Source organism: Fulvivirga ulvae (assembly GCF_021389975.1).
GTDB lineage: Bacteria > Bacteroidota > Bacteroidia > Cytophagales > Cyclobacteriaceae > Fulvivirga > Fulvivirga ulvae.
Map to the genome: position 1 here is coordinate 2,755,623 of NZ_CP089981.1, position 22,267 is coordinate 2,777,889.

23 protein-coding genes are annotated in these 22,267 nt (G+C 40.5%); 20 read left to right on the forward strand and 3 right to left on the reverse strand.

What is annotated here, in order from left to right; translation table 11 throughout:
• Positions 1-42 precede the first annotated feature (42 nt).
• Positions 43-780 carry a head GIN domain-containing protein gene (locus LVD17_RS11435; RefSeq protein ID WP_233766879.1) on the forward strand — a complete coding sequence of 246 codons (738 nt, stop codon included), beginning with the start codon at positions 43-45 and terminating at the stop codon, positions 778-780.
• A gap of 203 nt (positions 781-983) precedes the next feature.
• Here the strand turns inward: LVD17_RS11435 and LVD17_RS11440 are convergent, their stop codons facing one another.
• On the reverse strand, positions 984-1,706 hold the full coding sequence (locus tag LVD17_RS11440) for a pyridoxine 5'-phosphate synthase (protein ID WP_233766881.1): 723 nt from the start codon (positions 1,704-1,706) through the stop codon (positions 984-986).
• A gap of 73 nt (positions 1,707-1,779) precedes the next feature.
• On the opposite strand from LVD17_RS11440, the gene LVD17_RS11445 reads away from it, so the two are divergent.
• The 13 genes from LVD17_RS11445 (at position 1,780) to LVD17_RS11505 (ending at position 13,134) form a co-directional block, all read left to right on the forward strand.
• Complete coding sequence (locus LVD17_RS11445) at positions 1,780-2,232, forward strand: GatB/YqeY domain-containing protein (RefSeq protein WP_233766883.1); 453 nt, start codon at positions 1,780-1,782, stop codon at positions 2,230-2,232.
• On the forward strand, positions 2,233-2,769 hold the full coding sequence (locus tag LVD17_RS11450) for a CvpA family protein (protein WP_233766885.1): 537 nt from the start codon (positions 2,233-2,235) through the stop codon (positions 2,767-2,769).
• Complete coding sequence (locus LVD17_RS11455; protein WP_233766886.1) at positions 2,753-3,325, forward strand: anthranilate synthase component II; 573 nt, start codon at positions 2,753-2,755, stop codon at positions 3,323-3,325. The genes LVD17_RS11450 and LVD17_RS11455 overlap by 17 nt, the downstream gene beginning before the upstream one ends.
• 44 nt (positions 3,326-3,369) lie before the next feature.
• Positions 3,370-4,137: an alpha/beta fold hydrolase gene (locus tag LVD17_RS11460; RefSeq protein ID WP_233766887.1), complete on the forward strand. Its 768-nt coding sequence runs from the start codon at positions 3,370-3,372 to the stop codon at positions 4,135-4,137.
• On the forward strand, positions 4,115-4,792 hold the full coding sequence (locus LVD17_RS11465) for a CBS domain-containing protein (protein ID WP_233766889.1): 678 nt from the start codon (positions 4,115-4,117) through the stop codon (positions 4,790-4,792). Before LVD17_RS11460 ends, LVD17_RS11465 begins: the two co-directional genes overlap by 23 nt.
• A 3-nt stretch (positions 4,793-4,795) precedes the next feature.
• Positions 4,796-5,668, forward strand: a complete 873-nt coding sequence (locus LVD17_RS11470) for an NAD kinase (protein ID WP_233766890.1) — start codon at positions 4,796-4,798, stop codon at positions 5,666-5,668.
• 79 nt (positions 5,669-5,747) lie between these two features.
• Entirely contained in the window at positions 5,748-6,833 is a 1,086-nt protein-coding gene (locus tag LVD17_RS11475) for a DUF6089 family protein (RefSeq protein ID WP_233766892.1), read from the forward strand.
• 1 nt (position 6,834) lies between these two features.
• Positions 6,835-7,572: a type IX secretion system protein PorG gene (gene porG, locus LVD17_RS11480; protein WP_233766894.1), complete on the forward strand. Its 738-nt coding sequence runs from the start codon at positions 6,835-6,837 to the stop codon at positions 7,570-7,572.
• 54 nt (positions 7,573-7,626) lie between these two features.
• The gene (gene uppS, locus LVD17_RS11485) at positions 7,627-8,373 is read left to right on the forward strand and encodes an undecaprenyl pyrophosphate synthase (RefSeq protein ID WP_255702583.1); all 747 of its coding nucleotides are present in this window, start codon (positions 7,627-7,629) and stop codon (positions 8,371-8,373) included.
• A 3-nt stretch (positions 8,374-8,376) separates the two neighbouring features.
• Entirely contained in the window at positions 8,377-11,073 is a 2,697-nt protein-coding gene (locus LVD17_RS11490) for a BamA/OMP85 family outer membrane protein (protein ID WP_233766895.1), read from the forward strand.
• Between the two features lie 3 nt (positions 11,074-11,076).
• Positions 11,077-11,607, forward strand: coding sequence for an OmpH/Skp family outer membrane protein (locus LVD17_RS11495; protein ID WP_233766896.1), 531 nt, complete (start codon positions 11,077-11,079; stop codon positions 11,605-11,607).
• A 21-nt stretch (positions 11,608-11,628) separates the two neighbouring features.
• Positions 11,629-12,165 carry an OmpH/Skp family outer membrane protein gene (locus LVD17_RS11500; RefSeq protein WP_233766897.1) on the forward strand — a complete coding sequence of 179 codons (537 nt, stop codon included), beginning with the start codon at positions 11,629-11,631 and terminating at the stop codon, positions 12,163-12,165.
• A gap of 15 nt (positions 12,166-12,180) precedes the next feature.
• Positions 12,181-13,134 carry a S66 peptidase family protein gene (locus LVD17_RS11505; protein WP_233766898.1) on the forward strand — a complete coding sequence of 318 codons (954 nt, stop codon included), beginning with the start codon at positions 12,181-12,183 and terminating at the stop codon, positions 13,132-13,134.
• Here the strand turns inward: LVD17_RS11505 and LVD17_RS11510 are convergent.
• Entirely contained in the window at positions 13,131-13,718 is a 588-nt protein-coding gene (locus LVD17_RS11510) for a DUF4202 domain-containing protein (protein ID WP_233766899.1), read from the reverse strand. The two genes, LVD17_RS11505 and LVD17_RS11510, sit on opposite strands and share 4 nt — an antisense overlap.
• A gap of 11 nt (positions 13,719-13,729) precedes the next feature.
• On the reverse strand, positions 13,730-14,488 hold the full coding sequence (gene cobA / locus LVD17_RS11515) for a uroporphyrinogen-III C-methyltransferase (protein ID WP_233766901.1): 759 nt from the start codon (positions 14,486-14,488) through the stop codon (positions 13,730-13,732).
• 194 nt (positions 14,489-14,682) lie between these two features.
• Here cobA and nirB point away from each other — a divergent pair, with 194 nt between their 5' ends.
• From nirB to LVD17_RS11545, 6 genes are all read left to right on the forward strand, one after another.
• Positions 14,683-17,178 carry a nitrite reductase large subunit NirB gene (gene nirB / locus LVD17_RS11520; protein ID WP_233766903.1) on the forward strand — a complete coding sequence of 832 codons (2,496 nt, stop codon included), beginning with the start codon at positions 14,683-14,685 and terminating at the stop codon, positions 17,176-17,178.
• A 23-nt stretch (positions 17,179-17,201) separates the two neighbouring features.
• On the forward strand, positions 17,202-17,579 hold the full coding sequence (gene nirD / locus LVD17_RS11525; RefSeq protein WP_233766904.1) for a nitrite reductase small subunit NirD: 378 nt from the start codon (positions 17,202-17,204) through the stop codon (positions 17,577-17,579).
• A gap of 105 nt (positions 17,580-17,684) precedes the next feature.
• On the forward strand, positions 17,685-19,481 hold the full coding sequence (locus LVD17_RS11530; RefSeq protein WP_233766905.1) for an ATP-binding protein: 1,797 nt from the start codon (positions 17,685-17,687) through the stop codon (positions 19,479-19,481).
• Position 19,482: 1 nt separating this feature from the next.
• Complete coding sequence (locus tag LVD17_RS11535; protein ID WP_233766907.1) at positions 19,483-20,166, forward strand: response regulator transcription factor; 684 nt, start codon at positions 19,483-19,485, stop codon at positions 20,164-20,166.
• 249 nt (positions 20,167-20,415) lie between these two features.
• A complete protein-coding gene (locus tag LVD17_RS11540; protein ID WP_233766908.1) occupies positions 20,416-20,760 on the forward strand; it encodes a hypothetical protein in 345 nt (114 codons plus the stop codon).
• 127 nt (positions 20,761-20,887) lie between these two features.
• Positions 20,888-22,240 (forward strand): NarK family nitrate/nitrite MFS transporter, encoded by a 1,353-nt coding sequence (locus tag LVD17_RS11545; protein WP_233766909.1) that lies wholly within the window; start codon positions 20,888-20,890, stop codon positions 22,238-22,240.
• Positions 22,241-22,267 lie beyond the last annotated feature (27 nt).

A 22,267-nucleotide genomic window follows, 5' to 3' on the forward strand; every position in this document is an offset into this window, starting at 1 on the left:
TAAGAAACAATTTTTTTAATTTTAGCCGAAACACAACAAACCATGAAAAAACCAGCCATATACATTTTTGCAATTTTCAGTTTCCTGTTTTTGTCTAACTGCGATGATTACAGACAGGAGCGAGGCAATGGCCGTATAACTTCTCAACAGAAGGAGATTGATGATTTTAAGGAGATAGAAATAGGTGGGAATTATAAAGTATTTCTAAAGAAAGCGGAAAAGCCGGGACTTACCATTGTTGCGGATGAAAATCTGCACGAGTTTATAAAAATAGATCAGCAGGGCGATGTACTTGAAATTTCAAATGAAGTAACATTGAAAAGTGAAGAAGGAATCAAGCTTTATATTGATTATGTAAAACTTATGGCAATCAACACCAGTGGAGCTGCTGTGATAAAAAGTGAGAATGTAATTTCAGGGGATTACCTCCGTCTGGAAATGTCCGGTGCGGGTATTATTGATCTTGAAGTAGAGTTAAAGGCACTCAAAATTAATATTTCCGGTGCAGGCGCTGTGGAGCTTGCAGGTAATGTAACGGAACAAAACATTCAAATGAGTGGTGCCGGAGGATTGGAAGCATATGACCTGATAAGCCAAAAAAGTAAAGTGGATATCAGCGGCGTCGGGGGAGCTGCAGTCACAGTTAAGGAAAAACTTGAAGCTACGGTTAGCGGTGTTGGAGGAATAAGTTATCGCGGAAACCCACAGGAAGTAAATACAAATATTTCGGGCTTGGGAACCGTTGTTAAAGATGAAGAGCATAACGAAGAGGATATTTAAAAGATCCTCTTCCTGCTTTTTTACTCCACTCTGACACTAGAGGCCCGGCTCGCGGGCCTTAACCGTTGAACATCCGGCTTATTTCTTCGAGTTCGTCGGGTAAAACTGAGAAAACTCTGACCAAAGATGAACCATTCGAGTCTGTCCATGGTAGATATGTCGTTTCAGGTCATTAGATGCTATAAGCTTTAAATTCCGCTATCTTATCGGTAATGGCCTAATTGCCTTAAATACAGTTGAATGACATTTTCAAGGCCGTAGTATATCGCATCGCAAATCAACGCATGACCTATAGATACTTCATCGAGATACGTGATATTTTCTTTCAGATAAGATAGGTTATCGAGGTCAAGGTCATGACCGGCATTTAAACCAAGATCCAGGTTTTTTGCGAGATCAGCGGCTTTAAGGTAAGGAGCAATGGCAGCTTCTTTATTACTATGGTAGCCTCGCGCGTATGCCTCAGTGTAGAGTTCTATCCTATCAGTTTCAATTTTAGCGGCTCCTTCAATCATTTTTTGTATAGGGTCTACAAAAATTGAAGTTCGAATCCCATCTTTTTTTAGATCTGAAATAATTTCTGTTAAAAATGATCCATTTTTAATAGTATCCCATCCCGCATTCGAGGTTAATACGTCCGGTCCATCAGGAACAAGAGTAGCCTGAGCAGGCTTTACCTTTTTTACAAGCTCCATGTAGCGGTCATCAGGATACCCTTCAATGTTAAACTCAGTAGTTACTACTTTTGCCAGCTCAACAACATCATTATACCTGATATGTCTCTCATCAGGCCTTGGATGAACGGTAATTCCCTGTGCTCCAAACCTTTCGCAATCAAGTGCTACTTTGATTACGTCGGGGTTGTTACCTCCTCTTGCATTTCTCAGGGTGGCGAATTTGTTGATATTTACACTTAACCGGGTCATTCCTTTTTTGAATATTTATAACTTTGCTATCATTTATTGCAAATTAACAAATTGAAATTTAAACACTAACCATATGGGTCTGAAAGAAACAATTGATCAGGAGATAAAAAAAGCAATGCTTGCTAAAAAGAAGGATGAGCTAACAGCATTGAGATCAATTAAATCAGCGATATTGCTGGCAGAAACTGAAAAAAGTGCAGGAACTGCCCTTGCTGAGGATGCAGAGCTTAAATTATTAACCAAGGCAGCAAAGCAAAGAAAGGATTCGGCTGACCTGTATCTGAAGGAAGGCCGTAACGATCTTGCAGACAAGGAACTTTTCGAGTTAGAAGTAATTAATAGGTTTTTACCGAAGCAGTTGTCTGAGGAGGAAATCAGGGAGGAGTTGAAAAAAATCATTGACACTGTTAAGGCTGCTGGTCCTCAGGATATGGGAAAGGTAATGGGAGTTGCTACTAAGGACCTTGCGGGTAAAGCTGACGGCAAAGTGATTTCCGGTATTGTTAAAGAACTTTTGACTAAATAATTGAATACGCTTGATATTATCTTGCTTGTGGCATTGGCCTTTGGTGCATACCGTGGATTTAAAAAAGGGTTTTTACTCGAGGTAATTGCCATCTTGGCTTTTATTCTGGCGATAATCGGAGGTTTTAAGCTTCTCCATTGGGGTATGGACTTGCTTGATCAGCATTTCGATATAAGCGGTGAACTGCTGCCATATGTGGCATTTGTTCTCATTTTTATATTAATCATTTTGCTGGTTAACCTTCTGGGAAAACTCGTTAAAAAGGTGGTTGATATGACCTTGCTTGGATCTATTGATAACCTGGCGGGAGCCATTCTTTCGGTAGTAAAATGGGCATTTGGTATAAGCATAATACTGTGGTTGAGTAGTTCATTTGGAATGGAGATCCCTCATCTCTACACCGAAGAATCGTGGTTATACCCCTATATTTTGCCTTTTGCCCCGGCAGTGGTGGAACATTTTTCGGCCTTGGTCCCGTTTGCTCATGATCTGTTCGATACCATAAAAAATATGTTGCAGGGTGATCCTACTTCTTGATAATTTTGACTCCTTTACCTATAACCTTGTTGATTACTTTCAGCAACTGGGTATAAAGTGCGAAGTGATACGCAACAATGTGGGAATAAAGGATATCATTTCCGGCAACTATCAGGGAATAGTCTTATCTCCGGGACCAGAGATTCCTGAAAAGGCTGGTAACCTTATGGAAGTTTTAAAATACTACCATAACAAGCTGCCTGTACTTGGTATTTGCCTCGGCCATCAGGCCATAGGTGAATTTTTTGGAGCCCGGCTTATCAAAGCAACCAAACCCATGCACGGCAAGATTTCAAAAGTCGCACTGGAGGAAGATGTTATTTTCAGAAGTATGCCCAAAAGCATAAATGTGGTGCGGTATAATTCTCTGATCGTTGAACATGAAAATGTAGGAGATTTAAAAGTTATAGCCCGTTCATACGACGGGGAAATCATGGCATTAAGACACAAAGAATTGCCAATATGGGGTGTTCAATTTCACCCCGAAGCTGCTTTGACAGAATACGGGTTAGATATTTTAAAAAATTGGCTAACTTATAATCAGATAGCAGTATAATTGCTCAATTTTGTTTACTTTGTAGCAAGCACATTAACACAAATATGGCTCTAACTATAAGAGAAGAAAAAGAATTTAAGTATATCGATGAAGGCTCAGGTGAAGTATTGTTGTTACTTCACGGTTTGTTTGGTGCACTGAGTAATTGGGAAGGTGTAGTCAATAGTTTTAAGGGAAAATATCGCGTAGTCATACCGCTGCTCCCTATTTATGATATGCCATTGAAGCAGGCCGGGCTGGAAGGGTTAAAAAGTTTTCTGGAAAAATTTGTGTCCTTAAAGAATCTTAACAATATGACATTGATTGGGAACTCTTTAGGGGGGCATGTAGGGTTAATATATACGCTTAGTAATCCCGCAAAGGTAAAAAGCCTTGTCCTGACCGGTAGCTCAGGGCTATTTGAAAACTCTATGGGAGGCTCTTTCCCCAAACGGGGCAGCTATGATTACATAAAGGAAAGAGTAGCATATACTTTTTATGATCCGGCAACGGCAACAAAGGAGTTGGTGGATGAAGTGTTTGAGACAACAAAAAGTATTCCTAAGTGTTTGAGGATTGTAGCTATTGCCAAATCAGCTCAACGACATAATATGGCAAAGGAAATACAAAAAATACAACAACCTACATTACTTGTTTGGGGACTTAATGATACAATAACTCCACCAATGGTGGCGCATGAATTCAATAAACTTATTCCAAATTCTGAGCTTCATTTTATAGACAAATGCTGTCACGCGCCAATGATGGAACACCCTGAAAAATTTAATGATATACTAAATAAATTTTTAGATGCTAAACGTGATGATAGCTGAGGAGTTGATTAACCATATGATCCCGCCATTGAAACCAAAGGATTCAGCTAAGAAAGCAAGACTCTGGATGGAAGAATTGCGGTGCAATCAACTGCCGGTAGTGGAGAATGAAAAGTTTCTTGGCCTTGTATCTGAAGATTTGATACTTGAGGCCAATGATGCGGAAAAAAGCATCTCAGACTTTGATCTTATCGCCAAGCGGTGTGTTGTCTATGGTAGTTCTCACTTTTATGATGTTATTAAAATAGCTTCGGATAATAGCGTGCAAATGGTTGGTGTATTGGATAATCAGGAAAAGTACATCGGCGTTATAACAGTACAGGATACCATAACTTCCTTCGCACAGTCGGCGGCCATTCAGATTCCGGGTGGTATACTGGTATTGTCTATGAATCAGATTGACTATTCTTTGGCAGAGATCAGCAGATTAATTGAAGAGAACAACGCAAAAATTCTTAGCAGTAGCATAAAAGAAGATGAGCTGGATCCGTCCAAGCTAAAGTTAACCTTAAAAGTTAACAGACTTGACCTTACCCCCATAGTGGCTACGCTTGAGAGGTTTGGATATAAACTTATTGCAAGATTTCAGGAAACCAAGGTACTTGATGAAGAAAAGGGCAAGATCGACATGCTCTTAAAGTATCTCGACATTTGATATATGAAGTTTGGCATTCACGGCAAGGAGTTTGATAAAGAGACAGTCCCTTACATAAAAGAGGTTTTTCGGGAGCTCAATAAGCGCAAGGCTGAGGTTATTGTCTCCGAAGTCTTTATAGATCATTTGAAGAAAAACCACATTGAAACCGGGGATGTTTCAACCTACGGGGAAAAGGATAATCTGGACTATCTGGATTTTATGCTAACTTTAGGGGGAGACGGTACTTTGTTGGAAGCTTTGACTCACGTAGGAAAAACAGAAGTGCCACTGCTGGGAATAAACACTGGCAGACTTGGATTTCTTGCCACTACGGCAAAGCAGGATGTTAGCAATGCCATAGATTGTCTTTTTGCATCGAATTATGATTTTGACCGACGCACGCTGATACAGCTGAAATCTGATGGACTTTTTAACGGACTTAATTTTGCATTAAATGACTTTACGATCCTGAAGAAAGACACATCTTCTATGATAGTTGTACATGCCTACATTAACGGTGAGTTCCTTAACTCTTATTGGGCCGACGGAATCATAGTATCAACCCCTACGGGATCTACAGGCTATAACATAAGTTGTGGAGGACCGCTGGTGCTTCCACAGTCTAATAATTTTATAATTACACCAGTAAGCCCCCATAACCTTACAGTCAGGCCGATTGTTGTGCCTGATGACTCAGAATTATCTTTTACCATTGAAGGTAGAAGCAAGAACTTTCTTATATCACTCGATTCAAGATTTGAAGTTGTAGATGATTCAGTAAGACTTAAAGTAGTTAAAGAAGATTTTAAAGCGAAGCTGGTAAAATTGAAAGAGAATAACTATTTTAAAACTCTACGACAAAAACTGAATTGGGGACTCGATGTAAGAAACTGATTTTTTGTTTGTAAAATTAATGTTTACTTTTGTCTGATTTCTAGTATTACTTACTATTAGACTTGCTAAATGCTTTGAAATGAAAAGAATTTTTGTCGGCTTGATATGTTTCATGATTCTCTTTGCAGGGATGGATTCTGTTTATGGACAGATTAAAAGAAAGCAAATACGAAAAAACAATAAGAGGATCTCAAATTTCAGAGGTAAGAAAACATGGTTTGGTAAGGAAAAGCGCTACAACTACCTGGGTGTTTCAGTAAATGCATTTAACTACTTCGGTGATTTAGCACCTTTATCCAATAAGGCAAGTACTGATGTGTCTTTTACCCGTCCGGGCATTGGAGTTTTTTGGGGACATAGATTTGGTCCGTTTTATACACTCAGGGCATCATTTACGTATGGTACCATCAGAGGAGATGATTTTGAGTCGGCTGATCCCAATGATGAAGATGCAAAATTCAGGTATATTCGTAATCTGCACTTCCGCAATAGGATAAAAGAGCTGACTGTGGTGGCCATGTTTGACCTTTTTAAAAATGAGTCATCGTACATAAGCAGGGTTCAATGGACTCCATATGCCTATGCAGGTTTATCAATTTTCCATCATAATCCCCAGGCTTTTGTGCCTGAAGGTAGTGGATTGCCTGAAGCAGGCACCTGGGTAGATTTGGAACCCCTGGGCACAGAAGGTCAATATGCAGATCTGGATCCAACTGCCGCTAATGCAGGAATAGAGCCTTACAGCAAATTTCAATTCGCTATCCCTTTGGGTATTGGTATTCGCTATAGATTGAATCAGGTGCTGGATCTGTCATTCGAAAGTGGTGTACGATATACATTCACTGATTACCTGGATGATGTTAGTCAGAATTATGTTGATCCCGGAGTATTTGGCGATAATGAGCTTGCAAGACTGATGGCAGACCTTTCTCAGGAGGATAAAGCATCAGTGTCCAATGAGCCGAGAGCGCTTGATAATCCTAACATTCAAGAGATATACAATAACAGAGTAACTATAAACGGAGAGTCTAAAATAGCCGGCTATGGTTTTGAACATCCGGAAAATGTTCGGGGCAACAAAAATGAAAACGACCTTTATTTCGTTACGTCTATTAAAGTAGCATTTATAATAGGGGCTACATTTAGAAGAGCGAAATTCAGATAATATGAAGCACAATATTTTAAATATTTCGGGGAAAGCACTTCTATGCTTTCCCGTTTTTGTATTTATATGGCTGATTGTATTCAATAAAGCTATGGCTCAGGAAACGGAAATAGGCTTCGGGTTAGGGGGCTTTAAGTATTCCGGAGATTTATCCAGGGGCATTAACCTGAAGTCCATTAAGCCGGCAGGTACTGTCTTTTTTAGATCAAACATCAGTAAGGCTGTGAGTTTTAGGATTGCTGCTACAGCCGGAAAACTGGCAGGTAGTGATGAGAAAACTCCTATAGACCCATTTGCTGAGAACAGAGATCATAGTTTTGACATTTTTTTATTTGAGGCGTCAACAGTTTTTGAATATCACTTTCTGAAGTGGAGAGATGAATCAACACTCCTTCGCTGGACCCCTTACTTCTTTGGTGGGTTTGCAATATTTGGTGTTTCCGGAGAATCTGAAAAGCCAGAAGAGTATAGTAATGTACAACCGGCTGTACCATTTGGTTTTGGCTTTAAGTATGTGCTTAACCCAAAATGGTATCTAGGTGCGGAATTTGGTGCCAGAAAAACGTTTTTTGATTATTTGGATAACGTAAGTAGTGGAGATGGAACCATTAAGGATTATCAATACGGAAATAAATTTGATAATGATTTATACTATTTTATGGGAGTAAGCCTCACTTATTCTTTCTATACCATACCATGCCCCTCCAGTCCGTATAAGAAAAATTACCGAAGAAGGTAAAAAGGGGATATAAAATAAGCATTTTTACATAAATCGGGTTAATTTTGCATCCCTGTGTCTATATCTAATGAAAATATTATAATGGATTCATTGCCTCATCATATTGCCATCATAATGGATGGTAACGGAAGGTGGGCTAAGAATAAAGGTGCGGCCAGAATTTTCGGGCATAGGAATGCTATTAAAGCCGTTCGGGATGTTACGGAAGGCTGTGCTGAACTAGGTATAAAATACCTGACCCTCTATGCCTTCTCCACCGAAAACTGGGGGCGCCCTGTAGAAGAAGTCACCGGACTTATGCAATTACTTGTATCTACAATTAAAAAGGAATTAAAGACGTTACAGAAGAATGATGTAAGGTTAGCTACCATAGGTGACATTGATACACTTCCAAAAGGATGTAGAAAAGAGCTGATGGAGGCCATGGAACTCACCAAAAACAATAAAGGGCTGACCCTCGTACTAGCATTAAGTTATAGTGGCCGTTGGGAAATATTGGAAGCAGTTAAACGTTTGGCAAATGATGTAAAATCGGGAAGTGTGGATGTTGAAGATATTGACAACCCTGTTTTTGAGTCATATTTGGGAACCAGTGGTATTCCTGATCCTGAGCTGTTGATCCGAACCAGTGGAGAAATGCGCATCAGTAACTTTTTATTATGGCAAATCGCATATACGGAAATATATTTTACAACAAAGTTGTGGCCCGATTTCAGGAAGGAAGACCTGCATGAGGCGATTATTTCATATCAAAAGAGAGAAAGAAGGTTTGGTCGAATTAGTGAACAAGTGAAATCCTGATTAATGAAAAGAGTATCTGTATTTTTGATTTTTTGTTTTTTTATAGCCACTTCTCTGAATGCCCAATTCAGAAAGAGAGGCAATGTCCAGGATGATAGTGGGCTAAACTATTCTAACCCGCAGGAATATGTGATAGCAGGCATAGAAGTTACCGGACTGAAAGTATTAGATAAAAATGCACTTATTTCGCTTTCAGGGTTGAAGGTGGGAGATAAAATCAAGGTGCCGGGAGATGACATTAGCGGTGCTATTCGCAAACTCTGGAAGCACGGACTAGTCGGTAATGTTAGTATAACAATTGACAGAATTGAAGAAGATCAGATTTATCTGAATATTGAACTTAGCGAAAGGCCAAGGCTAACCGGCTTTACATTTGAGGGTGTGAAAAAGGGTAGAGAGTCTGAACTTAGAGAGGACCTTAACCTGATCAGAGGGAGGATCCTTTCCGATGCCATCATTAGAAATACGGAGTTAACCGTGAAAAACCACTATGTGAATAAGGGATTCCTGAATGCAGATGTCAAAGTTATTCAGCAGGAAGACACTGTTAACAGGGATGGAGTGAAACTTAAAATAGTAGTGAATCCCAAATCCAAGGTTAAGATTAATAAAATTAATATAATTGGCAACGAAGAATTCGCTGATAACAGAATAAAGAAAAAAATGAAATCTACTCATGAAAGGATTCGTTTTTCTTTATTTAAAAGAGCTGCCGAGCTTGTTATAGGTGTGAATCCATCCAATGTAAAGAGTTTTGTTGACTCTTCTTATGATGTTTCAGGAGAAGAACTGAAAGGATTTATCAATGATAATATTAAACTCAACTTCTTTAACTCATCTAAGTTTATTAAATCAGACTATGAAGTAGATAAAGATGCGATTATAGCTTTTTATAATTCAAAAGGTTACAGGGATGCAGAAATTGTCTATGACTCTGTTTATCGCCACGATGATAACTCCATCAATATAGATATTAAGGTAAATGAAGGTCGCAAATATTATTTTGGGGATATCATATGGACAGGAAACTTCGTCCACACAAGTGAAACACTTGATAAGATACTTGCAATAGAAAAAGGAGATGTTTATAACAAAGAGCTTATTGATCAAAAACTAACCTTTAACCCTAAAGGGCCGGATATTAGTGGCCTTTATATGGACGATGGGTATTTGTTCTTTAGAGTTACTCCGGTTGAGGTTGCTGTTAATGGAGACTCTATTGATGTAGAGATGAGAATCTATGAAGGTGAACAGGCAACTATTAAAGATATTATTATTTCGGGTAATGATCGTACCAGAGATCATGTAATACGCAGAGAGCTATATACCATACCCGGACAGAAATTTAGCAGAACTGACATCATAAGGACACAACAGCGTTTAGCTCAAATGGGGTACTTTGATCCGGAGCAGATTTCGCCAACCCCACTACCTAACCCTGCGGATGGTACTGTGGATATTGAGTGGAAGCTTGTTGAAAAATCAAGTGACCAGATTGAGTTATCCGGAGGTTGGGGAGGCCAGTTAGGTTTCGTGGGTACTTTGGGTCTTGTGCTTAACAACTTCTCGTTGCGCAATATGCTTAAAGGTAAGTTTACTCCAATACCCGTTGGTGATGGCCAAAGATTGTCAATGCGAGTTCAGGCAACCGGCCGTCAGTATCAGAGTTATTCATTCTCGTTTACAGAACCATGGCTGGGAGGCAAGAAACCTAATTCTCTCTCGGTGAGCCTTAACTATTCCATACAGCGACAAAGAGTTGCTGAAGATAGAGATGGAGATGCATCAAATGGCAATGAGTACTTCCCTTCTTATGGTGATTTTAATGCCTCCCTTAGCGTTAAGGGTGTAACGGTTGGCCTTGGGCGAAGACTGGAATGGCCTGATAATTACTTTACGTTGACCAATTCACTTTCCTACCTTGTTTATGAGTTAGATAATTACGGAACAAGAGGATTGGGCTTCGATGACGGAAATGCCAATAGTATTGCATTCAACACGACCCTGTCCAGAAATAGTATTGACAACCCGATGTACCCTACCAATGGATCGAGTATATCATTAAGTGCAACATTTACCCCCCCTTATTCTCTTTGGAGGAATCTTGATTATGATAATGTTTCTGCCGCTGAGAAATACAAGTGGATCGAATACCATAAATGGATGTTTGATGCCCAGTACTACCTGAACCCAATTGGTAAGCTGGTTTTGGAAGCGAAAGCTAATTTTGGATACATAGGTTCTTACTCTAACGAGGCAGGCGTCGGACCTTTTGAGCGCTTCTACGTTGGTGGTGATGGTTTGGCCGGGCAGAACTTCTTATTGGGAACTGAAGTTATTGGTTTGAGGGGATATGAGAATAACTCTATTACGCCACCATACACCAGTACCGATGTTAATGCAATAAGAGGTGGTATTGTTTATAATAAATTCTCTATGGAACTTAGATATCCTGTTACAACGGGTCAGGCAGCTACTATTTATGGCTTTGTCTTTGGAGAGGCAGGAAATAACTTTGGTTCATACGAAGAGTTTAACCCTTTTGAAAACTATAGGTCTGCGGGTTTTGGGGCAAGGATTTTCATGCCAGCTTTTGGGTTGATCGGTGTTAACTGGGGATACGGATTTGATACCCTGCCCGGTGCGACGGAAAGAAGTGGGCCGCAGTTCCATTTTACGATTGGTCAACAAATACGATAAAGTATGAAAAAGATATTGGTTTTTTTTCTGGCACTATTTTCGATTGCTAATGTTTATGGGCAAAAGTTTGGCTATGTTGATACCGACTATGTGCTGAACAAAATGCCTGAGTATAAAGAGGCTCAGCAGGAGATTGATAAACTTTCCAAGGGATGGCAAGAGGAGATAAAAGAGATGTCAGGGAAAATAGAATCAATGTATAATGAACTGCAGGCGGAAGAGGTTCTGCTTACCGCGGAGATGAAGAAGGATCGTTTGGCAGAGATAAAGAAAAGGGAGGATGAACTGAAGGAATATCAAAAGAAGATATTCGGTTTTGAAGGACTCTTTTTTCTGAAAAAGAAAGAATTAGTAAAGCCGGTGCAGGACAAGGTTTTTGATGCTATTGAAAAAGTATGCAAAGATCAAAGGCTGGCCATTATGTTTGATAAGGCTGGAGATCTTGTTATGATATATACAGATCCCAGGCACGATTATACAGACTATGTGCTGGAGGAATTAGGTCTTGGTGACCCGAATGATGTAATTAAGTAAAATGTTTAATTAATAAATACCATGAGAAACAAATTATTATTAACGGTAATAGCACTTACTTTTTTTGGTCTGGCGGCCGTTCAGGCACAGTCTGCATTGAAAATTGCCTATGCTGATGTAGATTACATCTTGAGCGAAATGCCTGAAGCAAAGCAAGTGGAGTCTGAACTAAAAGCCCACAACACCCAGTTGCAGAACCAGCTACAGGCTAAGTACCAGGAATACCAACAAAAGTTGCAAGCCTATCAGCAAGGTGCTGCTACCATGGTTGATGCCATAAGACAGGAGAAGGAGACGGAATTGGCACAGCTCGAGCAAAGAATACAGAAGTTCCAGCAGGATGCACAAAGCTCTATGCAAAAGAAATCAACTGACTTAATGCAGCCTCTTTATACTAAAGTGGGAAATAATATTGAAGCAGTAGCAAAGGAAAACGGATATGCTTATGTACTTAACGGTCAGGTAGGAGGAATTGATGTGGTTCTTTACGCTGATGAGAAATATGATATCAGTGATCTTGTATTGAAGAAAATGGGAATCACCCCTTCTTCAAATTAATAAAATTAAATACTATTGAGCGAAAGCCCTTCCAAACTGGAAGGGCTTTTTTATTTTAGTGGTATGCATAAACAACCAGAATCATTAAGAAAAGGAGATAAAGTGGGGGTTGTGGCTCCTTCACGAGTAATAACTGAAATGCAAATGGAAAAAGCTTTTGAGATTTTCGGCTCATGGGGGCTGGAAGTAATCAGGGGAGATGCTTTGTTTGCCAAAGCAGGTTACTTTGCTGGAACCGATAGTGAAAGAAGGGAGGATTTGCAGCGAATGTTAGATGATCCTGATATTAAAGCGATATTCTGTGCGCGGGGAGGTTATGGCATGACACGTGTTATTGATCAGCTGGACCTTAGTAATATCGTTAGTAAACCAAAATGGGTGATTGGGTTCAGTGATATTACCGCTTTGCACCTGGCCTTAAATCGCAAGAAAGTAGAAAGTATACATGGCCTTATGCCTGTACAATATAATTACATGGGAGTGGAGCAGTCACTTTCTTCACTCAGACAGCTTCTGTTTGAAGGTATGGTAGATTACGAAATAGCTTTCAATGCTAAGAATAAGCAAGGAGCCTGTACAGCAGAGATAGTGGGAGGTAATCTCTCCTTGGTTGTGGAAAGCTTAGGCACACCCACTGAAATTGATACAGATAAAAAGATACTTATACTCGAAGAGATCGATGAGTATTTGTATAAAATTGATCGTATGTTTATGCAGCTGAGCAGGTCAGGGAAATTGAGAAATCTTGCAGGGGTTATTGTCGGAGATTTCTCTCAGATGAAGGATACACAAATACCTTTTGGCAAATCAGTGTTGGATTTAATAGCAGCTCATCTTGAAGAATTAGACATACCCGTGGCCTACAATTTTCCGGTTGGGCATGAGGCCAGAAATTTGGCTATACCTTTAGGCAGAAAAATGCATCTTGAAGTTCTGAAAGATACAGTGAGGCTGCGCGATGCTGTTTAATCGCTGTCTGTCAGGGCTTTTGAAATCAATTTCTTGCTGTCATCTGAAATATCCAGCTCCATGGCTAATGCCCGCCCTTTAACGGACATTTTATTCCAGGTTTTTCTGAGAATATCAAGTACCTTTTGAGTTGGATGCTGTGTCGCGAAATCTTTGAAATAGTATTGTAAAAAAACCAGGCAGACAACATCTTCAAGCTTTTTCGTGGGCTCGTCTGATTTTAATTTTTTCTTGATCACCATATTTACGACACTTTCAGTGTCTTTTTCCTGGTAATCATGCGTTTGCATGATATCTCTTAACAACGACCCGTGCATGAGTTTAAGTTGTGTTCGCCAGCTTAAATAACCTTTACGATCCATAGAGTAGTCACTTCGGGGTATAATCCATCTTTTGATATGCTGGCCGTGTGCGGCAATTTTTAGTAGTTCATCAGCATCTTTATCGTACAATTGCAACATCTGGCTCATACGCAAACTGTACAGGTATTCCTTTGGGAAATGTTCTCCATTATGCAATTCTAGCCTTGGGTCTTGCCTGTTGATGTCATCTATAGCTGCTATTACCTTTAAAAATCTGGTCATGGTTACATTTTTTAATGGACTTCAGGTATAAGGCTAATACCTTTGTACTTTGCCGAGCGGCTTTTAAATGCTGCTACCTGTCCTATAATAATAATAGCCGGAGACTTTATTTGCAAATCTTCTGCCCTGCTAACTATATTTCCCAGGTATCCAAAGACTTCTTTCTGATTATTGTGGGTCCCGTTCTGTATGATCCCTACAGGTTCATATTCATCCCTGTAATAGCTAAAAAGTTCAGTGATCAGTTTGAGATTTTTCATTCCCATCAGTATAACTACGGTGGCTGAAGATCGGGCTGCATATGCCATGTCTTTAGAAAAGGAGCCATTTGAGGTGGTTCCGGTAACTACCCAAAAGCTTTCATTTACACCTCTCTTGGTTAAAGGAATGTGGTTTGTTGCTGGAACTGCCAGTGAGCTGCTAATGCCGGGAATTACCTCTACCTCGATCCCGTTTTGTTCAGCATGCTCCAGTTCTTCATGTCCACGTCCAAACACAAACGGATCACCCCCTTTCAGGCGAACAACGTTATTATAACGGGTTGCATAATCCACTATCATGGCATTGATATAGATTTGCTGATACTGATGCAAGCCAGCTTTTTTTCCTACGTAAATTTTTATGCAACTTTCTTTACAATACTCAAGCAGAGAGCTGTTGGCCAAAGCATCATATAGAACCACATCTGCATTTTTTAGTGCTTTAAGGCCCTTTAGGGTTATCAAATCAGCGTCTCCGGGCCCTGCACCTACCAAAATTAATTTTCCCATTTATTTACACTTTTGCGTAGTAATGATTTTTGATTAAAATAAAAGTACGTATTTTATCTTGTTTTTAAAATATTAAATTACGTATTTTTACGTAATTAATTATTGATTGGACCCTGTGATGTTCCGCTTAAGTTTATGTTATGACATTTAAATTGAACCGCAGGTATCCATCTAACCTTAAAATCAAGAGCCAGATGAAAAAGGTAGTTGTTATTGGAAATGGAATGGTCGGTTATAAGTTTTGCGAAAAGCTTCGTGAGAAAGCTGCACCTTCGGAAATGGAGATTACGGTATTCGGGGAGGAGCATATTCCTGCCTATGACCGGGTACATTTAAGTGAATATTTTGCTGAAAAATCAGCGGATAGTTTAGTGATGGCCGGTATGGACTGGTACAAATCGAATGCAATTGATCTTCGTATCGGTGAGCTGGTTGTATCTATTGACAGGCAGAATAAAACCGTACATACAATGCACGGGCACAACGCCGACTATGATACTTTGATAATAGCCACCGGATCCAGCGCTATGGTTCCTCCTATACAGGGAGTGGATAAAAACGGAGTGTTTGTATATAGAACTATTGAGGATCTGGAGAATATTATCAGCTACGGCGCCAAAATCAAAAAAGCATCTGTATTAGGGGGAGGTTTGCTGGGGTTAGAGGCTGCAAAGGCATTAATGGATATGGGTTTGGAAGCTGATGTTGTTGAGTTTGCTCCCAGACTGATGCCACGACAGTTGGATCAGCAAGGTGCACAGATGCTGAGTGAGAAACTTCAGGCCTTGGGTATTGGTATTCACCTCAGTAAAAATACGTCTGCTATTAGAGGAAATGGCAAGATTGACGCCTTGGAGTTTTCTGATGGGAGTGTTCTTGAAACTGATATGCTGGTAATTTCATGTGGCATTGTGCCTCGAGATGAACTAGGGAGAAAATGCGGACTGGAGACAGGGGCAAGAGGAGGGCTTATCGTTAATGACCGGATGCAAACCAGCGATCCGAACATCTATGCCATTGGCGAAGTAGCCTTACATAATAATCAGATCTATGGGCTTGTGGCACCAGGATATAATATGGCTGAGGTCGTGGTGAACCAGCTAACAGGTGCTTCTGAGAGCAAATTTGCCGGTAACGATATGTCTACAAAACTGAAACTGATAGGAATTGATGTGGCCAGTTTTGGGGACGCATTTGGAGAACGCACGGAATGCTTACCGATCACTTACGAAAATAAAAGCGGTGGCTGCTACAAAAGAATCAATATTTCCCCTGATGGTAAGAGGCTATTGGGAGGTATTTTAGTGGGAGATGCCAGCGATTATAACATGCTATGCCAGGTAATGCAGAATGGCCTGGCACTACCGCCTCAACCCGAAGACTTGATATTAGGAGGCCGTGGCGGAGATTCCCCCGGAGGTGCTATTGTGGATCTGCCTGATGATGCTCAGATATGTTCATGCGAGAATGTAACAAAGGTAGCAATAGTTGATGCAATTAAAGAACAGAGCCTTGAAAATATAGGCGAAGTTCGCACCTGTACCAAAGCAGGTACCGGATGCGGAGCGTGTTCCCCCATGGTGGCTGATATCTTTAATGAAACCCTGAAATCCATGGGCAAAACGGTACGAAAAGTGCTTTGCGAGCATTTTGATTATACCCGTCAGGAATTGTTCGATCTGATAAAAATCAATGGCATAAAAGAATATGATGAACTGCTTGACCAGTTTGGGGCAGGGGACGGGTGTGAAACCTGCAAGCCTGCTGTGGCTTCCATGTTTGCCAGTATCTGGAATGACCTGATCACCAGGCAGGAGGTTATTCAGGACACCAATGATAAATTTTTGGCAAATATTCAAAAAGGTGGCTCCTATTCGGTAATACCAAGGGTACCCGGAGGGGAAATTACTCCCGAAAAGCTGGTAGTACTGGGGCAGGTAGCAAAAAAATATGACTTATATGTTAAAATCACAGGTGGGCAGCGCATAGATCTTTTAGGCGCCGGCATAGAGCAACTGCCCGCTATCTGGGAGGAGCTGATTGAGGCAGGATTTGAAAGTGGCCATGCTTATGGAAAGGCGTTACGAACGGTAAAGAGTTGTGTGGGTTCCGCATGGTGCCGCTATGGATTACATGATTCCGTGTCTTTTGCCATAGAAGTAGAAAACAGATACAAAGGACTAAGGGCCCCGCACAAAATAAAGGGCGCAGTTTCCGGTTGTCGCCGGGAATGTGCGGAGGCCCAAAGTAAAGACTTCGGGATTATAGCTACGGAAAAAGGTTGGAACTTATATGTATGTGGTAATGGTGGCGCGAATCCCCAGCATGCTAAATTGCTGGCTACAGATATTGATTCGGAAACTTGTATACGCTATTTAGATCGCTTTTTGATGTTCTATATAAAAACAGCTGAACCATTAAACAGAACCTCTACATGGTTGAATAAGATGGATGGAGGGCTTGACTACCTTAAAGATGTGGTGATCAACGACTCATTGGGCATAGGGGAGCAGCTTGAGGAAGAAATGAAAGTCATGGTAAGTACCTATAAATGTGAATGGAAAGAAGTAGTAAATGATCCTAATCACAGAGCTAAATTTCGTCACTTTGTTAATTCGGATTTACCTGATCCTACGCAAAAATTCGGAATACTCAGAGGTCAGAAGGTACCGGTTGCGGACCATAAATAATTATTTATTAACAATACGGAATTATGATTGAGACACTTGAGCTTTATAAGACGGTTGAATATTCTAATGTGAAAATATGGTTTCAGGCTGGCCATATTGAAAATTTTCCACTGAATGGAGGTGCATGTATTAGTTATGGAAGCCTGCAGATTGCTGTATTTAACTTTGCAAGAAGAAAGGAATGGTATGCCACTCAAAATCTTTGCCCACATAAAATGCAGATGATTTTATCACGAGGTATGATTGGGTCTCAGGAAGATACGCCTAAAATAGCATGTCCATATCACAAAAAAACATTCTCGTTGAAAACCGGTGAAAACCTGAACGGAAGTGAATGTAACCTGGCGACTTATCCGGTAAAGGTAGAAAACGGGTATGTATACGTTGGATTTGAGGAATGAAAACATATCCGGAATCTACGTATGATTTAAGTATATCTTCGTAAATTTTGCCTAAATTTTATCAGGTGTAAATTTTTTATGTAGAGGCCGGTGAATGGCCTTTCTATGATGGTTAAGCAAAATAAATTTGACAAACTGGGTTGGTTCTATCTCATTGCGCTTTCATGTATCGCGCTTAGTATAGTTGTGAGTCAATTTTTTATTCAAAATTACATTGACAAACAACAGGACGATTCCAGAATAGTAAATGTTGCCGGCCGGCAGCGAATGCTTAGCCAGAGAATATCCAAGATTGTATTACAGGTCAAAAACCAACATGACCCGACATTGGTCAAAACATATTTGAAAGACCTGGAGGTTGCGCTGAACCTATGGGTAGATTCGCATCTCGGATTGCTTTCCGGGAATAGTGAGTTGGGTTTAACCGGTGATAATTCCGAGAAAGTTATTGGTATGTTCCGTGATATTGAGCCCCACTATGCTGCGATAGTGGGAAGTACTCGAGAAATTATTAATGCCATAAAAAAGCGAGACAGTGTGCCTGATGATATCCTGGAGCCTCATATCAGAAATATTCTTTTGCATGAAGGCCCATTTCTGGAAGGTATGGATAAGATTGTTTTTCAATATGACAGTGAGGCCCAGGCAAAAGTTACGAGGCTTAGTAAGGTAGAGATTTTACTGCTAATCGTATCGCTGACAATCATCTTGGTGGAATTAATATTTATATTCAGGCCTATAGCCAGAAACGTCCGACAAACAGTGGCAGAGCTTGTCATTTCAGAGGAAAAGTCCATTAAGATGGCCAGTGAGATGAGTCGTGTCTATGAGGAGCTCGTTAAGTCATACCAGGAACTGGAGGCCGTCAATCTTAAGCCGGAAGTACCTGCCCTATATGCTACCATGGATAAGCATGGTGAGTTTATTTTTTTTAGCCCTGCTTTTAAAAGATTATTGGAGTACGAAGTGGCTCCTGATGAAATCAGGTCACTGCTTCTAAGTAATGATTATAACAGAACGTTCATTACAGGCCTGTTAAATATTGTTAACGAGGGGCAGACCTGGAGTGGTGAGATCAAATTAATGAATGGTGGCGGTGATTTTTGTTGGCTGGAACTTTATATTATTCCGGTTCAATATCAAAATAATATAGAACACAAACTGATAGCAAGGGATATTACAGAAATAAAAGAGGCCCGTGTGCGCTCGTGGGAAATAAACAGGGAAAAAATAGAGGCACGGGTACGCGAGCAGCAATACAGGTCGGTATTGATCCTTGAAGGACAAGAAGAAGAAAGACAAAGACTTGGAAGAGAGATTCATGACGGCATTGGTCAAATGCTGACAGCTTTAAAGCTTAGCCTGGAATCTATAACTCCTTCCAGTTCCCGGCACACCAAAAAGCGGCTGGAAGATACAAGGGATTTAATGAAAAGCATTTTAAAAGAGGTTCGTCGAATCTCGTTCAACCTTACACCGAGCAGTCTGAGTGATTTTGGTATTGTTCCTGCGGTCAAAAAATTTTGTCAGGAGGTGGACAGGCTATCTGCTCCTGATGTTATATTTGAGAATAAAACCAGCTTTGTAAACCGCCTTGATCAGCATATTGAAAACAATCTCTACCGGATAATCCAGGAGGGGGTAAATAATGCAATAAAATATGCTTCTGCCAAAACCATACGGGTTACCTTTGAACATGATACCAAAGTACTTAAAATTGTTATTGAGGATAATGGAAAGGGCTTTGACTATGAAAAGTTGATAAACTCAGGTCACTTTAAGAACTCAGGTCATGGGATATTCAATATGAAAGAGCGAACAGCCTTTATAAATGGTAATTTTGAGTTATTTTCGAGGCATGCGAAAGGAACACGAATTGTAATTAAACTGCCTTTGGATTAAAATGGGAGATACAATTAAAGTTATACTGGCTGACGATCATGAAATTGTAAGGAAAGGGATCAGGCTTTTGCTTGAAACCGAAGGAGATATCGAAGTTGTGGGAGAGGCTTCAAATGGTGAAGAAGCCATTGATATGGTCGAACAGCTGAGGCCGGATTTACTGATTGTAGATATACGTATGCCGGTACTTAATGGTATAGACACTACTGCCCGTGTAAAAAAAGAATTTGCTGCTACCCGGGTGTTGGTACTTTCCATGCATGATGATGAAGAATATATTATTAAATCCATAGATTGTGGTGCGGATGGCTATCTGCTAAAAGATACCAGCAAACCGGAATTTGTAAAAGCTATCCACTCCACTATGGAAGGGCACAAGTACTTTAGTGGAGACATCTCAGATATTCTGGTCAACCATTACTTATCTGCCAGAAAAAACCCTCCTGCCGATGAATCACTCAATGATTCCAGCGATTATCAATTAACTAAAAGGGAGCGTCAGATACTCCATATGATTTATAAAGGATTTTCCAATAAGGCGATAGCTGACGAATTGCAAAAGAGCGTACGGACGATCGAAACCCACCGGTTTAATATTATGAAAAAGTTAGAAGTAAGTAATATTGCCGAACTGTTGCATAAGGTAGGCAATGACGCTTCTCTTAAAAAGGAAATAGGCGTATAGCTGGCATCATAGCGACTTTATTCGCTTATATTTTCTGAAATCAGCGTTTCGTCTACCAACAGCCGAAGGGTATATCTACCTGGGCCTTACCTGATCACTTATTTTTTTGGGCTGAACGAGCATTAAGACCAATGTATAGCAGGGGATACGTATGATTCTATTCTTATTACGTATTTATACTTATTTAAATTTGCAATTACGTAATTATTATACGTATATTTACGTATAAAAACTTGCAAATTGTCAGCTATGAGAAAGCTCTATCTAAGTTTTATCGTTGTCATGCTTAGCAGTTCGGCCTGGGCACCGTTGAAAATCACCGGGGAGATAAGGCCAGGGTCAGAATTTAGGAATGGATTTAAATGCCTTCATATTGAAGGTGATACTCCGGCCTTTTTTGTCGAGCAGCGCTCACGTTTGTATTTCGATTTTAGTAATGAAAAACTTTCATTGTGTATTTCTGTTCAGGATGCTCGTCTTTGGGATGTAACTGGTCAAATCTATAAATCCGACAATTCATTTTTTGGTCTGTACGAGGCATGGGGCCAGTACAACCTCGATGAGAAGTTCTGTATAACAGAAGTTGGAATATGACACTCCGCGAATTTTTGGAGATCTCTCATGGGCACAGCAAGCCGCACACATGGGCCCTGGGCCGTGCTGTGACCATTGAGCCAAAAATATTTGAAAAGTAAAACCTGACCTCTAAACCGAAAAAATTATGAAAAATATGAAATCCGGTAAAGCTACAAAAATCAAATTGCGAAGTTTCAACACTCCGCAGATGAGGACATTCCACCTTACATGGATGGCCTTTTTCCTTTGCTTTTTTGGGTGGTTTGGTATCGCACCTATGCTGTCTATTGTAAGGGATGATCTGGGGATAACAACTGATCAGATAGTAACTTCTAATATGATTGCGGTTGCCTCCACAGTTTTTATGAGGCTGATCATTGGCTGGCTATGTGATAAAATAGGACCAAGGATAGCATACTCGTGGCTGCTGATGTTAGGTTCGATCCCGGTAATGCTCATTGGCTTGTCTCAGAATTATGAGCAGTTCCTTTTGTTCAGAATGTTGATCGGAACCGTTGGAGCCTCTTTTGTGATCACCCAGTTTCATACTTCCGTGATGTTTGCTCCGAATGTAGTGGGCACAGCAAATGCTACAACGGCCGGTTGGGGTAATCTTGGTGGTGGAGTAACCCAGCAGGTCATGCCGTTTGTATTTGCCGGAGCATTGGCAATTTTTGGAACGGAGCATCTGGCCTGGAGGTATGCAATGGTAGCGCCAGGTATGCTTTTGTTTGTTATGGGCATCATTTATTTGAAGTTTACACAGGATACTCCGGAAGGAAATTACAGCGAGCTAACAGCCAGTGGCAAAAGATCAAAAGAAGATGGTTCCGGATCGGCCTTTCTTGAAGCTTGCAAAGACCACCGCGTATGGGTATTGTTCCTCATTTACGGAGCATGTTTCGGTGTGGAGCTGATTGTTAACTCCAAGGCTGCCTTATATTTCTACGATTACTTCGATATGGATCTGACTACAGCAGGTATTGTTGCCGGGGTGTTTGGCTTGATGAACATTTTTGCCCGTTCACTAGGAGGAATGATAGGCGATAAGTTCGGAAAAGGTTCCGGGCTTTCCGGTAGGGTCAGATGGTTATTTATGGTACTGTTTGTTGAAGGTCTTACTTTAATTCTCTTCTCCAGAATGGGTACCATCCCTACAATAATTGGGTCATTACTTGTATTCAGCCTTTTTGTACAGATGAGTGAAGGGGCAACCTACAGTGTAGTTCCCTTCATAAATAAAAAAGCTCTGGGTGCGGTATCGGGCATTGTGGGCGCAGGTGGCAATGCCGGGGCAGTAGCCGGGATGTTCCTCTTTAAGAAAGAACTGACAGGTCTGGAATGGACAGACTCATTTTTAATTCTGGGCATAATTGTCAGCTCCGTATCATTCATGTCATTTCTGGTTAGATTTTCCGTGCAAACTGAAAAAGAAGTTAAAAAGGAATTGGACGAATCTCTGGTTGATCAGGAGGAGCCAGTTGCTGCTATGGCATAATGGGTACACTCAGAATTCCTATGTAAG

What these genes read in the sequence shown, in the direction of transcription:
- LVD17_RS11435 (WP_233766879.1), top strand. Translation starts at nt 43, where the DNA reads ATGAAAAAACCAGCCATATACATTTTTGCAATTTTCAGTTTCCTGTTT.
- LVD17_RS11440 (WP_233766881.1), bottom strand. Translation starts at nt 1,706, where the DNA reads ATGACCCGGTTAAGTGTAAATATCAACAAATTCGCCACCCTGAGAAAT.
- LVD17_RS11445 (WP_233766883.1), top strand. Translation starts at nt 1,780, where the DNA reads ATGGGTCTGAAAGAAACAATTGATCAGGAGATAAAAAAAGCAATGCTT.
- LVD17_RS11460 (WP_233766887.1), top strand. Translation starts at nt 3,370, where the DNA reads ATGGCTCTAACTATAAGAGAAGAAAAAGAATTTAAGTATATCGATGAA.
- LVD17_RS11465 (WP_233766889.1), top strand. Translation starts at nt 4,115, where the DNA reads ATGCTAAACGTGATGATAGCTGAGGAGTTGATTAACCATATGATCCCG.
- LVD17_RS11470 (WP_233766890.1), top strand. Translation starts at nt 4,796, where the DNA reads ATGAAGTTTGGCATTCACGGCAAGGAGTTTGATAAAGAGACAGTCCCT.
- LVD17_RS11475 (WP_233766892.1), top strand. Translation starts at nt 5,748, where the DNA reads ATGAAAAGAATTTTTGTCGGCTTGATATGTTTCATGATTCTCTTTGCA.
- porG (WP_233766894.1), top strand. Translation starts at nt 6,835, where the DNA reads ATGAAGCACAATATTTTAAATATTTCGGGGAAAGCACTTCTATGCTTT.
- LVD17_RS11490 (WP_233766895.1), top strand. Translation starts at nt 8,377, where the DNA reads ATGAAAAGAGTATCTGTATTTTTGATTTTTTGTTTTTTTATAGCCACT.
- LVD17_RS11495 (WP_233766896.1), top strand. Translation starts at nt 11,077, where the DNA reads ATGAAAAAGATATTGGTTTTTTTTCTGGCACTATTTTCGATTGCTAAT.
- LVD17_RS11500 (WP_233766897.1), top strand. Translation starts at nt 11,629, where the DNA reads ATGAGAAACAAATTATTATTAACGGTAATAGCACTTACTTTTTTTGGT.
- LVD17_RS11510 (WP_233766899.1), bottom strand. Translation starts at nt 13,718, where the DNA reads ATGACCAGATTTTTAAAGGTAATAGCAGCTATAGATGACATCAACAGG.
- cobA (WP_233766901.1), bottom strand. Translation starts at nt 14,488, where the DNA reads ATGGGAAAATTAATTTTGGTAGGTGCAGGGCCCGGAGACGCTGATTTG.
- nirB (WP_233766903.1), top strand. Translation starts at nt 14,683, where the DNA reads ATGAAAAAGGTAGTTGTTATTGGAAATGGAATGGTCGGTTATAAGTTT.
- nirD (WP_233766904.1), top strand. Translation starts at nt 17,202, where the DNA reads ATGATTGAGACACTTGAGCTTTATAAGACGGTTGAATATTCTAATGTG.
- LVD17_RS11530 (WP_233766905.1), top strand. Translation starts at nt 17,685, where the DNA reads ATGATGGTTAAGCAAAATAAATTTGACAAACTGGGTTGGTTCTATCTC.
- LVD17_RS11535 (WP_233766907.1), top strand. Translation starts at nt 19,483, where the DNA reads ATGGGAGATACAATTAAAGTTATACTGGCTGACGATCATGAAATTGTA.
- LVD17_RS11540 (WP_233766908.1), top strand. Translation starts at nt 20,416, where the DNA reads ATGAGAAAGCTCTATCTAAGTTTTATCGTTGTCATGCTTAGCAGTTCG.
- LVD17_RS11545 (WP_233766909.1), top strand. Translation starts at nt 20,888, where the DNA reads ATGAAAAATATGAAATCCGGTAAAGCTACAAAAATCAAATTGCGAAGT.